The organism is Bifidobacterium sp. LH_417 (assembly GCF_056357035.1).
Genome location: NZ_JBKEVI010000020.1, coordinates 1 through 14,893 on the forward strand (window position 1 = coordinate 1; position 14,893 = coordinate 14,893).

The window sequence follows — 14,893 nt, forward strand, 5'->3', positions numbered from 1 at the left end:
GAACTGGGTTAGGCCACCGGCTTCGGGTGCTGCCCACTTTCATGACTTGACGGGCGGTGTGTACAAGGCCCGGGAACGCATTCACCGCGGCGTTGCTGATCCGCGATTACTAGCGACTCCGCCTTCATGGAGTCGGGTTGCAGACTCCAATCCGAACTGAGACCGGTTTTCAGGGATCCGCTCCATGTCGCCATGTCGCATCCCGCTGTACCGGCCATTGTAGCATGCGTGAAGCCCTGGACGTAAGGGGCATGATGATCTGACGTCATCCCCACCTTCCTCCGAGTTGACCCCGGCGGTCCCCCGTGAGTCCCCAGCCGAACTGCTGGCAACACGGGGCGAGGGTTGCGCTCGTTGCGGGACTTAACCCAACATCTCACGACACGAGCTGACGACGACCATGCACCACCTGTGAACCCGCCCCGAAGGGAAACCCCATCTCTGGAGTCGTCGGGAACATGTCAAGCCCAGGTAAGGTTCTTCGCGTTGCATCGAATTAATCCGCATGCTCCGCCGCTTGTGCGGGCCCCCGTCAATTTCTTTGAGTTTTAGCCTTGCGGCCGTACTCCCCAGGCGGGATGCTTAACGCGTTGGCTCCGACACGGGACCCGTGGAAAGGGCCCCACATCCAGCATCCACCGTTTACGGCGTGGACTACCAGGGTATCTAATCCTGTTCGCTCCCCACGCTTTCGCTCCTCAGCGTCAGTAACGGCCCAGAGACCTGCCTTCGCCATTGGTGTTCCTCCCGATATCTACACATTCCACCGTTACACCGGGAATTCCAGTCTCCCCTACCGCACTCCAGCCCGCCCGTACCCGGCGCAGACCCACCGTTAAGCGATGGGCTTTCACACCGGACGCGACGAACCGCCTACGAGCCCTTTACGCCCAATAATTCCGGATAACGCTTGCACCCTACGTATTACCGCGGCTGCTGGCACGTAGTTAGCCGGTGCTTATTCGACAGGTACACTCAACCCGAAGGCCTTGCTCCCTGCCAAAAGCGGTTTACAACCCGAAGGCCGTCATCCCGCACGCGGCGTCGCTGCATCAGGCTTGCGCCCATTGTGCAATATTCCCCACTGCTGCCTCCCGTAGGAGTCTGGGCCGTATCTCAGTCCCAATGTGGCCGGTCGCCCTCTCAGGCCGGCTACCCGTCGAAGCCACGGTGCGCCATCACCACACCGTCAAGCTGATAGGACGCGACCCCATCCCGTACCGGTAAGACCCTTTCCCAACACACCATGCAGCATGCTGGAGCATCCGGCATTACCACCCGTTTCCAGGAGCTATTCCGGAGTACGAGGCAGGTCGGTCACGCATTACTCACCCGTTCGCCACTCTCACCCGGAAGCAAAGCCCCCAGGATCCCGTTCGACTTGCATGTGTTAAGCACGCCGCCAGCGTTCATCCTGAGCCAGAATCGAACCCTCCACAAAAAAAACTTCATGAAGAGAACCAAACAAATGACTCTCAAAAAGAAAAAAGACGGAACATCCTATAAGGAAGGACGTTCGCACAAAAACCCCGACACCCATCAAACCCCCTCGGGTACTCGCGAAAACGAGCGGGCATCGGACTGGCAATCATTGACTATAAAGAAGTAAGTAGTACAACACACTCTTGAGTTCTCAAACCACCACACACAGCCAACCCCGGAAACCAACCACACAAAGGGGAAGAACCAGAAGCTGACCGGCAGCAAGAGATAAACATACACCACACCGCGCCACACCGCAAACCAGCATCACAAAACCACTCCGGAACCATTGCAAACACAAGCAACCACCGGCGTGTCGAAAACCACACAAACACCCTATGTAACCACCAGCCTACCCAGCCAGACACCACCACACACACCCCAACCACCACAATTCACCCACAACCAACCACACATTCACCGAACACGCCCCCTCCGGCGGGGGCTCCCGGCGAAGCCGGGTGGGGCCACCGGACGACCGCACCGGGCCGCATGCCCGGACCTCGCGACCGGACCACCATCCGACGCGCTCCGCGCGCCACCTCCCGCCCGCAGGAGGAACAAGGCTGACCATGCACACCACGGCACCCAACAACAGCGCATACGAAAAGATCCCCGGTTCCTAAAAAGGAACCTGGGATCTTCAATACGTCACGGCATCATGCCGAAACGACATCACGCCATGGCGATGACGTCACGCAACCACGTTCGGGTCGACCGGGATGCCGGGGCCCATCGTGGAGGTGATGGTCGCCTTGGTGATGTAGCGGCCCTTCACGGTGGACGGCTTGAGACGCTTGACCTCGTCGGCGACGGCGCGGAAGTTCTCATCCAGAGCGGACTCCTCGAAGGAGGCCTTGCCGATCAGGAAGGAGAGGTTGCCGTTCTTGTCGACGCGGAACTCGATCTTACCGGCCTTGATGTCCTTGACGGCCTTGGCGACGTCCATGGTCACGGTGCCGGTCTTCGGGTTCGGCATGAGGCCACGCGGACCGAGCACACGACCGAGGCGGCCGACCTTGCCCATCATGTCCGGGGTGGCGACGACGGAATCGAAGTCGAGGAAGCCGCCCTGCACCTTGGCGATGAGCTCGTCGTCACCGACGATGTCGGCGCCGGCCTCCTGGGCCGCGGTGGCCTGCGGGCCACGGGCGAAGACGAGGACCTTGACGGTCTTACCGGTGCCGTGAGGCAGGCTCACGGTGCCGCGGACCAGCTGGTCGGCCTTGCGCGGGTCGACGTTCAGGCGAAGCACCGCTTCGACGGACTCGTCGAAGTTGCGGGCCGGCATGCTCTTGAGCAGCGCGATGGCCTGGTCGGGGGTGTACAGGTTGTTGCGATCGACCTTCTCGGCCGCCTCAAGGTACTTCTTGGAATGCTTAGCCATCTGTCCTTCTCCTTATCAGTCGGTCACCGTGATGCCCATGGAGCGGGCGGTACCTTCGATGATCTTCATGCCGGCCTCGATGTCACGGGCGGAGAGATCGGCCATCTTGGTCTCGGCGATCTCGCGAACCTGCGCCTTGGTGACGGAGCCGACCTTGTGGGTCAGCGGGTTCTCGGTGCCCTTGTCGATGCCGGCGGCCTTCTTGAGCAGAGCCGCGGCCGGCGGGGTCTTGAGGATGAAGGTGAAGGAACGATCTTCGTAGACGGTGATCTCAACCGGGATCACCTGTCCCATCTTGTCCTGCGTCTGGGCGTTGTACGCCTTGCAGAAGTCCATGATGTTGACGCCGTGCGAACCCAGCGCAGGGCCCAGCGGCGGGGCCGGGTTGGCCTTGCCAGCCTGAATCTGCAGCTTGATCAGCGCGGAGACTTTCTTCTTGGGAGCCATGTTATGGTTCTTCTTTCTATAACGCGGTGCAATCGGTCGCCGTCCGTCCGCGCGCGTCGTCAACGCGATGCGCGACCGTCCGCACGGTCTCCTCCCGCAACTTATATTGCTGTGCTGTGCTAGCGGGTCTCCCCTCCAGACACAAACCATCCCATTATGCGCCGTCGTCGCGACATCATCGACACGCGTCTTCCCTGCGTCGCCGTCACCGCATCCGTCACGCCGCCATCATGTCACCGCCGACACCGCCGACACCGCACGTCGCACGTCGCACGCGAAAGGGCCGCCGGGAGCGCGATGCTCCCGACGGCCCCTGACGTGCGACGGCGGCGTGACGCGCGAACGTCACGTCGTTGCGCCGCTACCGGTCGTCACCGACGTGCGCGACTCACTTCGCGCCTTCGTGCTGGACCTGCGCCTTGCGCACGGACTCCTCGGCGGACGCGATGATGTCCTCCGCGGAGAGCGGCTTGAGACGGCACCACAGTTCGAACGCGATGCCGATGACCAGCATGACGATGCCGGTCCACAGGTTGATCGCGATGCCGTTGGTGTCGGCGCCGTTCATGTTCGGCGCGACGATGCCCACGATCGTGACGATCACGCCGTAGATGATGAACAGGATCGCGATGAGCCGGCGCAGATCGTTGTTACGCGCCGCCTTGACCGCCTGATCCTTCTCGGCTTGAGTCAGCAGGCTCTTGCCTTCGGTCTCTTCTGCCATTGCAAACTCCTTAGAACGTTCCTACGTTGATGGGTCAACCCGAGGGTTTAGAAGAACGGGATGTAGAAGACGAGACCGAGCACGAAGATCACGGTGCCCAGGATCAGCGGCTTCTTGTACCACGGAACCTTCACGGTGGCGACGTCCTTGCCGGCTTCCTTCGCGGCGCGCTTGGCGTCCTCGAGCTCCTCGGCGGAGGCCTCCTTGAAGTACTTGATGCCGTTGGTGCCGAAGGTCAGGCCCTCGAGCTCCTCATCGGACTTCGCCTTGGTGAACGGCGTGATGACCGCCGCCACGATCCAGGTGGCGAGGCAGGAGATGATGGCACCGTACCAGGTCTCGGCGGTGGCGGAGCCGAAGATCGGGTTGCCGGCCGCGACGGACTGCAGGTAGAGGATGTAGGTGACGAGCGGGGCGATGATGCCGCACACGTAGCCGACGGTGCCGGCGACGTTGGAGACGCGCTTCCACACGAGGCCGAGGATGAACACGGCGAACAGCGGGGCGTTGAAGAAGCTGAACAGCGTTTGCAGGTACGTCATGATGTTGCCGAACTGCGACGCGATCCACGCGGTGAACACGGAGATGAACACACCGATGACGGTGATGATGCGGCCCATGTTCAGGTAGTACTTGTCGTTCTGGCCGGGCTTGACGTAGTCCTGCCACAGATCGTAGGTGAACACGGTGTTGAACGAGGAGACGTTCGCGGCCATGCCGGCCATGAAGGAGGCCATCATGCCGGTGATGGCGACGCCGAGGACGCCGTTCGGCAGGTACATCTTGAACAGGTACGGGATGGCTTCGTTGTACTGCAGGACCGGGTGCGCACCGGAGAACAGGTTGCCGACGGTGGCGGCCGCGATCATGCCCGGGATGATGATGATGAGCCAGATGACCATCTTCGGGATGGCGCCAAGGATAGGCGTCATGCGGGCGGCGGTCATGCTCTTCGCGGCGAAGGCGCGCTGCACCTCGGTGAAGTTGGTGGTCCAGTAGCCGAAGCCGAGCACGAAGCCGAGGCCCATGAGGATGGAGAACCAGTCGCCGCCGACCGGGTTGGTCACGTTGCCGAGACCGGTGCCGGCCCAGGCGTGGACAGAGCCCGTCCAGTCCTTCATGCCGTCGAGCTTGGCGGTCAGGCCGCTCCAGCCGCCCACATGGGACAGGCCGATGACGGTGACCGGGATGAGGGCCGCGACGATGACGAAGAACTGCATGACCTCGTTGTAGATGGCGGAGGTCAGACCGCCCAAGGTGATGTAGGCAAGCACGAAGACGGCGGAGACGATGATGGCGGTCCACTGGCTCCAGCCGAGCATGGCCTGAAGAATCAGGGCCATGGCGTACAGGTTGATGCCGGCCTGCAGGATGGTGGACACGGCGAAGCACAGCGACACGATGATGTGCGCGCCCTTGCCGAAGCGCTGGTACATGAACTCAGGCACCGAGCGCACGCCGGAGCCGTAGTAGAACGGCATCATGAAGATGCCGAGGAACACCATGCCCGGCACGGCGCCGATCAGGTAGTAGTGGATGGTCGGCATGCCGATCTGGGCGCCGTTGGCGGCCATGCCCAGGATCTCGGTGGCGCCCAGGTTGGCGGCGCAGAACGCGAGGCCTGCGATCCACGCCGGCATCGAACGACCGGCGAGCAGGAAGTCCTCGGAGGATTTCTGCTGCTTGTGAATCGAATAGCCGATCCACACGATCATGGCGAAGTAGATGATGAGGATAAGCCAATCCACCCAGCTCAGCGACAGGCGAATCGCGGATTCCCCGGCAGCAAGATCAATCATGCCGCTCCCTCTTTCCTAGAGTTGTTCTTCCTCGAACACAGGCACCGGCAGCCGCCGAGGCAACGTCGATGTTTGCGTTATCGGGACGGTAATATAGTCCGATTTACACAAAATACAACTCGTTTCGCACAATTCAACGGCAAAAAGAGAACATTTACTGACAAATCGAAACGGTTCGACACTTCGTCGCCCTATGATTCCGCGGCTCTCCTGCGGCTCTCAGCATTGTGGCGCGCGTAGGCCCGCGCGACTGTGATTCCCCTCACACCCTCCCGCCGGAGGGTGGCGCGCGCGACGGTGTGGCGCGTCGTCGCGGTCGTCGTCCTCATCCTCTCCCGCCGGTGAGGCGGCGCGCAGCGCCGAAGGGTGGTCGGCGATCATGTACCGCCGTCATGCCCAGCCGATACCGGTGACGTCGTTGACGCAGCCACCCCCACCCGGCTCACACCGGGAGCCCCGCCAGCGAGGGCGAAGGGATCGCGGCAGGCTAGACGGGAAGTGGAGCACATGAGGCATGGCCTCCCCATTCTCCTCCCGCTGGCGGGAGGTGGCGCGTAGCGCCGGAGGGTGGCCACGGGCCGGGTAGACCACGGTTTTTGGTGTTCTTCGATTATGATGTGCATGGTCTCGCGCGGTTGTGATTTTCATCTTCCTCCCGCTGGCGGGAGGTGGCGCGTAGCGCCGGAGGGTGGTCAACGGGCTGGAATCCGGTGCGTTCGTCGTTGCTGGGCCGGTCGGTTCGGGCACGTGTGAAGTGCGTGCGGAGTACGGTGTGCACACGCCGCACGCGGCGCGCACGCCCCCATCCCCATGTCTCCTAGCGATTCTGCTCCACAACACGCGCCGGAGAACCTGTTGTGGAGCGGCATTCCGCCGCTTGCCCCGTACAACCCCCCGTTTTCGGCGTTCCCGGCCCGTAAAGTGCGCCACTACTCCCCGCAATCCCGGTTCCTGCTCCTGTTGTGGAGCGGGCCTGCTCCACAACAGCCGCCGGTATCGTTCCCACCGCATGTTGTGGAGCGGACGGACCCTCAAATCGCGCCACAACTCCCACGAACCGCCTTCCGCGGCCGTGTTGTGGCGCACCACCGCGCCACAACACCATCCCCGCACGCCATTGTGGAGCATCGCCGCATTCCCATGGCGCGGACTGGCGCGACTTCATGGAGCATCGCGATCTCATGACACGATCCCCGCACGCCGTTGTGGCATACCACCATCCCCGCGGCTGCCCCACGGCGCGGATCGGCGCAACGAGCGGAGCATCGCTGTCCCCCGCGGTGCGGATCGGTGCGGCGTCGTGGGGCATCTTGGTTCCGTGGCACGTTCCCCGCTCGATGTTGTCGCGATGTTGTCTGGAGCACCCCCGGGGGTGTGGGTCGGCGCAGCGGGTGGAGTCCGAGAACGCCCCTTGGCCCGGAGCCGGCTGTCCGCATCGCTCCAGGCGGTCGTTCCCGGCTCACGAATCCCGGAGGCGATCGGCCGCGTCCGGAATCCGGGACGGCCGGGGGCCGCCAGGAGTCCCGGATTCGGGAGAACGGCCCTATCGTCCGTAATCCGGGACGCTGGGAGAGGCTTCAGCATCCCGGATTACGGACGATGCCGCTTATCTCCGGAATCTGGGACGCTGAGAGCGGCTCAGCATCCCGGATTACGGATGAAGCCGCTCATCTCCGGAATCCGGGACGCTGAACGCAGCCCAGCGTCAGAAATCCCGGACGACACCGTTGTTCTCCGGGATTTGCGACGCCGGAGCGGATATCGACGCGCATCGCCTTGCCGAGGCGGATACGGCGACTCCCTGCCGGGAGGGGAGGCGGAGGCCCCGGACCGCGGGCCGGTCCGACGGGCGGTGCGGAAACCGGATTCCAGAACAGGACGCCACATTGGGTTCCTACGACCCCGGACCGGATCCTCGTCGCGTAACGTCATGGGACCTTCAGGCCCGTTCTCTTCGATGGCGGACAATACGGGACGACGGGGCGAATGCGGGGACGGCCTCCATCGTCCCGACGCCTTGGGCTCGGAACCACCCTCCGGCGCTACGCGCCACCTCCCGCCAGCGGGAGGGGATGGCATGCCGCGATTCCTTTGCCCCCGCCGGCGGGGGGCTCCCGGCGTGAGCCGGGTGGGGGTGGCTGCGTCAACGACGCCACCGGTATCGGCTGGGCGTGACGGCGGTACGCGATCGCCGACCACCCTCCGGCGCTGTGCGCCACCTCCCGCCAGCGGGAGGAAGATACGAATTACAACCGCACGAACCGGTGCCACAAACTCGGCATCACCGGACCTAGCGCCACACCCGCGACCACCCTCCGGCGCTGTGCGCCACCTCCCGCCAGCGGGAGGAAGGAACGGAATCCCCGACATTTCACACCCGCGACCACCCTCCGACGCGAAGCGCCACCTCCCGCCAGCGGGAGGGAGTTAGACAGCAACGACGGCAACAAAAAATCCCCGCGCGAGGCGGGGATTTCTCAAGTCTGCGGACACGCCGGCCCAGAAGAAACGCGGAAGGCGCTCAGTCGCCGAGACTCAGTCGCCGAAACTCAGTCGAGCTTCTGCACCTGGTTGAAGCCAAGCTCCACCGGCGTATCGCGGCCGAAGATGGACACGAGCACGGTGAGCTTCTGCGTGGTCGGCTCGACGTCGGAGACGACGGCGGCCATGGTGGCGAAGGGGCCGTCGGTGACAGTGACCTGATCGCCGATCGCGTAGGAGACTTCGACGGTGCGCTTCTTGGCGGCGGCGGGCTTGTCGCCGGCCTTCTTGAGCGCCTCGGAGGCGATCATCGGGGCCATCATCGCAACGACTTCCTTGCGGGACAGCGGCGCCGGGTCCTTGGTGGGGCCGACGAAGCCGGTCACGCCTTCGGTCTCGCGAACGATGCGGCGGGCGTTCTCGTCAGGCCACATGCGGATGAGCACGTAACCGGGAACACGCACGCGGGTGATGACCTTCTTGCCCTTTTCAGTGTGTTTTTCGACTTCCTCCATCGGCACTTCGATCTGGAAAATCGTGTCTTCGAGGCCGAAGGACTGGATGCGGGATTCGACGTTGGTCTTGACGCGCTTCTCGTAGCCGGAGTACGTGTGCAGCACATACCACTTGCCTTCGAGGGTGCGCAGGGACTTGGAGAACGCTTCGACGGCGGCCTGACCGGCATCGGTGGCTTCGGCCTGCTCGGATTCGTTGGTCTCCTGCTCCTCATCATCGTCGAGGGAAACAGCAGGGGTTTCGATGGAGGCAGCCGGAGCATCGTCAGTCTCGTCGGACTTGTCAGACTCTTCAGCCGTAGCGGTTTCAGCGGCCGCAGCAGCCTCGACCGTATCGTCGGAGGTGATAGCATCGACCGCCTCGGCGGCCTGATCGGATTCCGCGGTCTCGGCAGTCTGCTCGACCGGAGCGGTCTCCGGCAGATCGGGCAGCGCGTCGAGGTTATCGAGATTCACTTCATCACTCATGCGTATTCACCTTCGGGTTCGTTGTCGTTCACGTAAAGACGATCAGCCGAACATCCAGAGCGTGAGCTTGCTCAGACCGAAGTCCATGCCGGTGACGAGAGCCATCAGCAGCAGCACGAAGATGAACACGGCCAGCGACCAGAAGAACAGTTCCTTGGCGGTGGGGGTCACGACCTTGCGAAGCTCATCGATGATCTGCTTGATAAACAGACCGATGCGCATAAAGACGTTCGGCTTTACGGCCTTTTCGCTCTTGCTAGCCTTCGCCATATTCATCCTTCGCTCAGGGTATTCGTAAGATCCTTGGCAGGGAAGGCGGGACTCGAACCCACAACCTACGGTTTTGGAGACCGTTGCGCTACCAATTGCGCCACTTCCCTAGGTGAACAATCACCTTGCGCGGCGTTCCCGAGAGAACGCTTCGCCCGGCGAAAACCGCCAAGCAGATATAGTAGCGGCTCGTCCGGAATCCGTCAATTCGCGATGTCCACATACAGAGAATCCCGTGGGAAAACCACGGGATTCCAACGATGTTACGGCATGTCGCGCACGTCAGCCGCGTGCCGATCACGCGTCACACGCACACCGACCGCACACCAACCGCACACCGATCACGCCTCGACGTACGCCTTCATGCGGCGCATACCCTCGGCGAGCTGGTCGTCCGCCAGCGCGTAGGAGAAGCGCAGGTAGCCGGGCGCACCGAACGCCTCGCCCGGGACTGCGGCGACATGCGCCTCGTCGAGCAGCGCGGCGGCGAACTCGGAGGAGGAGTGCGAGACGGTACCGTTGGGGCCGAGCGGCTTGCCGAGCAGCGCGGTGATGTCGGCGAACGCGTAGAACGCGCCGGTCGGCGTCGGGCAGTTCACGCCTTCGATGTCGTTGAGCGCGGCGACGATCGCCTTGCGACGCACGTCGAACGCCTCGCGCATGCGGTACACGGCGTCGAGCGGGCCGGAGACGGCGGCGATGGCGGCGCGCTGGGAGACGTTCGCCACATTGGAGGTCATATGGCCCTGCAGCTTGGCGGCGGCCTTGGCGACCGGCTCGGGCGCGATGAGCCAGCCGACGCGCCAGCCGGGCATCGCGTAGGTCTTGGCGACGCCGTTGAGCACGATGAGCTGATCGCGCACTTCGGGCACGGCCGCGCCGATGAACGTGGTGTGCGCGTCGTCGTAGTTGAGGTGCTCGTAGATCTCATCGGAGATGACCCACACGTGGTGCTCGATCGCCCACTTCGCGATGCCCTCGATGGTTTCGGGGCTCCACACGGCACCGGTCGGGTTGTTCGGGGAGGTCACGATGATCGCCTTCGTGCGCTCGGTGCGCGCAGCTTCGATCGCCGCGAGGTCCGGCTCGAAGCCGCGGTCGGCACCGGCGAACACCTCGACCGGCTTGCCTCCGGCGAGCTTGACGGCCTCCGGGTAGCTGGTCCAGTACGGCGTGGGGATGATGACCTCGTCGCCTTCGTCGAGCAGGATCTGGAACGTCGAATAGACCGCCTGCTTGCCGCCGTTGGTCACGACGACCTGGTCGGGCGTCACCTCGTAGCCGGAGTCGCGCAGCGTCTTGTCGGCGATGGCGCGACGCAGCTCGGGCAGGCCCGGCGTGGGCGTGTACTTGTAGTTCTTCGGATCGCGGCAGGCGGCCGCCGCCGCATCGACCACATAGTCGGGCGTCGGGAAGTTCGGTTCGCCGGCGCCGAAGCCGATGACATCGAGGCCGGCGGCCTTCATGGCCTTCGCCTTGGAGTCGACGGCGAGCGTGGCGCTCGGGGTCACGTGATTGATACGGTCGGAGAGAGTCTGCCAATCAGCCATAGTCATGGCTCCCACAATAAACCCGAAGGGCGAAAAAGGGAACAGTCCGGCGGATGCCCGACCGATACCGCCGCGGTGTCCGGGTACCCGCCGCAGTGTCCGGGTACCCGCCGGACCGCCCCTCACCTCACACGAGCACGAGATTGTCGCGATGGACGAGCGGGTGCGCGTACTCCTCGCCGAGGATGCGCTTGAGCTGCGTCGTGTTGCGTCCGAGCATCCGCGGCACCTCCTCGGAGTCGTATCCGGCGAGTCCGCGCGCCAGATGCGTGCCGTCCTCCGCGTCGATCCACACCGGATCGCCGGCGGAGAACGCGCCGCGCACCTCGACCGCGCCGGCGGCGAGGAGCGACGCGCGCCCGCCGCGCACGGCCTCCCCCGCGCCGGCGTCGACGATGATCGTGCCGCGCGGCTCGGCGGCGAAGCCGATCCACAGCCGTCGCGTCGACCCGCGACGCTTCACCGGCGCGAACGCGGTGCCTACCGGATCGCCCATCAGCGCCGGTCCCGCGTTGCCCGCGCAGGTGAGCACGGTGGGGATGCCGGAGACGGCCGCGACGCGCGCCGCCTCCAGTTTGGTGACCATGCCGCCGGTGCCGACCTTCGAGCCCGTGCCGCCGACCTTCACCTCGCCGAGCGCGTCCACGACGTTCGGCACGTAGGCGATGCGCTTCGATCCGGGTTCGCTCGGCGGCGCCGTGTACAGGCCGTCCACGTCGGTGAGCAGGACGAGTGCGTCGGCGCGCACGAGGTTCGCGACGAGCGCCGACAGCCGGTCGTTGTCGCCGAAACGGATCTCGTTCGAGGCGAGGGAGTCGTTCTCATTGATGATCGGCACGACGCCCAGATCGAGCAGACGGTCCAGCGTGCGCTGCACATTGCGGTACTGGGTGGCGCGGATCGTGTCTTCCGCGGTGATGAGGATCTGTCCGACGCGCACGCCGAACCGGCCGAACGCCGCCTCGTACTGCGCCATGAGCAGGCCCTGGCCGACGGCCGCGGTCGCCTGCTGCGTGGCGACGTCGGTCGGCCGCGCGTCGAAGCCGAGCGGGCCGAAACCGGCGGCGATGGCACCCGACGAGACGAGCACGACGCGCGCTCCCATGAGCTGTGTCGACGCGAGCGCGCCGACCAGCGCGTTGAGTTTCGTGACGTCGAGATGGCCGTCGGCCTGCGTGAGTGAGCTGGAACCTACCTTGACGACGACGGTTTCCGCTTCGGACACGCGGCGGCGGATCTGGGCCTGTGACGGTGTGGACATGGTTGCCGTTCTACTCGTCCTGTGTTTCGGAATCCTCGCCGCGACCGAAGAGGCTCTTCTCGTCGTGACGGTCGTCGTCGATGGACGGGTCGGCCCAGTGGCCGGCGGCGCGTTCCTTCATCATCGCCTCGCGCACGGCGGCCTTCGCGTCCATCATCGCGTGGTATTCGCGACGGCGTTCCGCGTTGGTGCGGCGACGGGAGCCCGGCTGTTCGGCGTCGAGACGCAGATCCTGGCCACGCGCGCCCAGCGGGGCGCCATCGAGGCGTTCCGCGCCGGCGGCGATGGTCGGATCCCAGTCGAAGTCGACCGCACGGTCGCCCTTGCCGATGCGCACCTCGTCGCCCGGCTTGGCGCCCTTGCGACGCAGCTCGTCCTCGACGCCCAGCTTGGCGAGACGGTCGGCGAGGTAGCCGACGGCCTCGTCGTTGTCGAAGTTGGTCTGCTGCACCCAGCGTTCCGGCTTGCGGCCGGTGACCTCGAACCAGAATTCGCCGAGCTTGTTCTCCTTGCGTTCGACGGTGAAGTCGACCGGGGTGCCGTGCTCGTCGGCGGAACGGCGGCGACGGCCGCGCGTCTCCAGCGGCTTGATGACGACGCGCGTCTCCTCTTCTGCCTGCTCGCGCTTGGCGACCTCGTCGCGCATGTCGGCGACCATGTCGGCCAGGGCGAAATTGAGCTCCTTCAGCCCCTCGTGCGAGGCGGTGGAGATGATGAACACCTTCATGCCCATCTTCTCGAATTCGGGCTTGACGAATTCGGCGAGCTCCTTGGCCTCCGGCACATCGGCCTTGTTGAGGATGATGATGCGCGGACGCTCCGGAATCGGGATCGCACCGAGCGGCAGTTCCAGCGAGCCGGCGTATTCGGCGAGCTCGTGCTCCAGCGCCTCGTAGTCGCTCATCGGGTCGCGACCATCCTCAAGCGTCGCGCAATCGATGACGTGCGCGATGATCTCGGTGCGTTCGATGTGGCGCAGGAACTCGAGGCCCAGGCCCTTGCCCTGGGAGGCGCCCGGAATCAGGCCCGGCACGTCGGCGATCGTGTAGCGCCGGTCGCCGGCGACGACCACGCCGAGATTCGGCACGAGCGTGGTGAACGGGTAGTCGGCGATCTTCGGCTTGGCGGAGCTCATCGCGGCGATGAGGCTCGACTTGCCGGCGGACGGGAAACCCACGAGCGCCACGTCGGCGATGGACTTGAGTTCGAGGATCACGTCGCGTTCCTCGCCGAGCTCGCCGAGCAGGGCGAAGCCGGGGGCACGGCGGGTGCGGTTCGCCAGCGCGATGTTGCCGAGACCGCCGGCGCCGCCTTCCGCGGCGATGAAACGATCGCCCTCATGGCGCAAGTCGGCGAGCTCCTCGCCGGGGTGCTTGGGGGCGCCCTGCGCGCCCTTGGCCGTGAAGATCACGGTGCCGCACGGTACGGGCAGGATCAGATCCTTGCCTTTGACGCCGTCCTTGTTGTCGCCCAGGCCCATCGTGCCGCTGGGCGCCACACGGTGCGGCATGAAACGATAGTCCAGCAGGCTGGTCGCGTTGCGCGTCGCCTCGAAGATGACGGAGCCGCCGTCACCGCCGTTGCCGCCGTTCGGGCCGGCCAACGGCTTGTACTTCTCACGGCGGATGCCGGCCGAGCCGTTGCCGCCGTCACCGCCCTTGACATGGACGGTCACTCGATCCACAAAATCACTCATAACTGTTAACCCTATCCTGACCCTTGGTTCGGGGCCGTTCCTGCTACGCCGGATACTACGCCGGATACTACGCCGGCCGTTACGCCGGATACGAAAAAGCCGCGTCCTTACGGGCGCGGCTTTCCGAAACGCTTGTCGCCGAAATGGCTTGTCGCTCAGGCGGCGATGACGTCGACGACCTTGCGGTCACGACGGACGCCGAACTTGACGGAGCCGTCGGTCAGCGCGAACAGGGTGTGATCCTTGCCCATGCCGACGTTCTGGCCCGGGTGGAAGTTGGTGCCACGCTGGCGAACGATGATGTTGCCGGCGACGACGGCTTCACCGCCGAACTTCTTCACACCGAGGTATTGAGGATTTGAATCGCGACCGTTACGCGAGCTGGAAGCACCCTTCTTATGTGCCATGATCGTTTCCTTTCGGTACTAATTAAGCTTTAACGGAAAACCTGCTGTCAAGAACTCAGGCGATCTCGGTGACCTTGACCATCGTCAGCTTCTGACGGTGACCCTTGCGGCGGGCGACGCCGGTCTTGTTCTTGTACTTCTGGATGCTGATCTTCGGGCCCTTGGCATCGTCCTTCACGACCTCGGCCTTGACGGAGATCTTAGCCAGATCAGCGGCGGCGAGGGTGACGTTCGCACCGTCGACAACGAGCGCGACCGGGAATTCCACGGTATCGCCCTGCTTGGCGTCGAGACGGTTGACGAGGATGACGTCGCCGACCTCGACCTTTTCCTGATGGCCACCGGCCTTCACAATCGCGTACATAATCGTTCCTTTATTGAATTGGCAAGCTTCTTGCCTGACTCA

At 64.3% G+C, this 14,893-nt stretch carries 11 protein-coding genes, 1 tRNA gene and 1 rRNA gene; all 13 read right to left on the reverse strand.

Features of this window, described 5'->3' with window-relative positions:
• Positions 1-1,441 (reverse strand): 16S ribosomal RNA (locus tag AC1AYR_RS09995); the annotation flags it as partial.
• Positions 1,442-2,176: 735 nt separating this feature from the next.
• Complete coding sequence (gene rplA / locus AC1AYR_RS10000; RefSeq protein WP_476512495.1) at positions 2,177-2,869, reverse strand: 50S ribosomal protein L1; 693 nt, start codon at positions 2,867-2,869, stop codon at positions 2,177-2,179.
• A gap of 15 nt (positions 2,870-2,884) precedes the next feature.
• Positions 2,885-3,316: a 50S ribosomal protein L11 gene (gene rplK / locus AC1AYR_RS10005; protein WP_034527117.1), complete on the reverse strand. Its 432-nt coding sequence runs from the start codon at positions 3,314-3,316 to the stop codon at positions 2,885-2,887.
• A gap of 388 nt (positions 3,317-3,704) precedes the next feature.
• A complete protein-coding gene (locus AC1AYR_RS10010) occupies positions 3,705-4,040 on the reverse strand; it encodes a hypothetical protein (protein WP_476512494.1) in 336 nt (111 codons plus the stop codon).
• Between the two features lie 47 nt (positions 4,041-4,087).
• Entirely contained in the window at positions 4,088-5,839 is a 1,752-nt protein-coding gene (locus AC1AYR_RS10015) for a sodium:solute symporter family protein (RefSeq protein ID WP_476512493.1), read from the reverse strand.
• Positions 5,840-8,388: 2,549 nt separating this feature from the next.
• Positions 8,389-9,303, reverse strand: a complete 915-nt coding sequence (nusG, locus tag AC1AYR_RS10020) for a transcription termination/antitermination protein NusG (RefSeq protein WP_034527111.1) — start codon at positions 9,301-9,303, stop codon at positions 8,389-8,391.
• 42 nt (positions 9,304-9,345) lie between these two features.
• Positions 9,346-9,573 carry a preprotein translocase subunit SecE gene (gene secE, locus AC1AYR_RS10025; protein ID WP_034527108.1) on the reverse strand — a complete coding sequence of 76 codons (228 nt, stop codon included), beginning with the start codon at positions 9,571-9,573 and terminating at the stop codon, positions 9,346-9,348.
• A gap of 34 nt (positions 9,574-9,607) precedes the next feature.
• Positions 9,608-9,683 (reverse strand) — tRNA-Trp (locus tag AC1AYR_RS10030).
• A gap of 231 nt (positions 9,684-9,914) precedes the next feature.
• Positions 9,915-11,123, reverse strand: a complete 1,209-nt coding sequence (locus AC1AYR_RS10035) for a pyridoxal phosphate-dependent aminotransferase (protein ID WP_476512497.1) — start codon at positions 11,121-11,123, stop codon at positions 9,915-9,917.
• 127 nt (positions 11,124-11,250) lie between these two features.
• A complete protein-coding gene (gene proB, locus AC1AYR_RS10040; RefSeq protein ID WP_101621734.1) occupies positions 11,251-12,384 on the reverse strand; it encodes a glutamate 5-kinase in 1,134 nt (377 codons plus the stop codon).
• A gap of 10 nt (positions 12,385-12,394) precedes the next feature.
• Positions 12,395-14,080, reverse strand: coding sequence for a GTPase ObgE (obgE, locus tag AC1AYR_RS10045; RefSeq protein WP_476512492.1), 1,686 nt, complete (start codon positions 14,078-14,080; stop codon positions 12,395-12,397).
• Between the two features lie 155 nt (positions 14,081-14,235).
• A complete protein-coding gene (gene rpmA / locus AC1AYR_RS10050) occupies positions 14,236-14,487 on the reverse strand; it encodes a 50S ribosomal protein L27 (protein WP_034527102.1) in 252 nt (83 codons plus the stop codon).
• A 55-nt stretch (positions 14,488-14,542) separates the two neighbouring features.
• Complete coding sequence (gene rplU / locus AC1AYR_RS10055; RefSeq protein WP_034527101.1) at positions 14,543-14,851, reverse strand: 50S ribosomal protein L21; 309 nt, start codon at positions 14,849-14,851, stop codon at positions 14,543-14,545.
• Between the last annotated feature and the right edge of the window lie 42 nt (positions 14,852-14,893).

Bases quoted from the DNA above. Each gene is read 5' to 3' on its own strand.
- rplA (WP_476512495.1), bottom strand. From the start codon at position 2,869: ATGGCTAAGCATTCCAAGAAGTACCTTGAGGCGGCCGAGAAGGTCGAT.
- rplK (WP_034527117.1), bottom strand. From the start codon at position 3,316: ATGGCTCCCAAGAAGAAAGTCTCCGCGCTGATCAAGCTGCAGATTCAG.
- AC1AYR_RS10010 (WP_476512494.1), bottom strand. From the start codon at position 4,040: ATGGCAGAAGAGACCGAAGGCAAGAGCCTGCTGACTCAAGCCGAGAAG.
- AC1AYR_RS10015 (WP_476512493.1), bottom strand. From the start codon at position 5,839: ATGATTGATCTTGCTGCCGGGGAATCCGCGATTCGCCTGTCGCTGAGC.
- nusG (WP_034527111.1), bottom strand. From the start codon at position 9,303: ATGAGTGATGAAGTGAATCTCGATAACCTCGACGCGCTGCCCGATCTG.
- secE (WP_034527108.1), bottom strand. From the start codon at position 9,573: ATGGCGAAGGCTAGCAAGAGCGAAAAGGCCGTAAAGCCGAACGTCTTT.
- AC1AYR_RS10035 (WP_476512497.1), bottom strand. From the start codon at position 11,123: ATGGCTGATTGGCAGACTCTCTCCGACCGTATCAATCACGTGACCCCG.
- proB (WP_101621734.1), bottom strand. From the start codon at position 12,384: ATGTCCACACCGTCACAGGCCCAGATCCGCCGCCGCGTGTCCGAAGCG.
- obgE (WP_476512492.1), bottom strand. From the start codon at position 14,080: ATGAGTGATTTTGTGGATCGAGTGACCGTCCATGTCAAGGGCGGTGAC.
- rpmA (WP_034527102.1), bottom strand. From the start codon at position 14,487: ATGGCACATAAGAAGGGTGCTTCCAGCTCGCGTAACGGTCGCGATTCA.
- rplU (WP_034527101.1), bottom strand. From the start codon at position 14,851: ATGTACGCGATTGTGAAGGCCGGTGGCCATCAGGAAAAGGTCGAGGTC.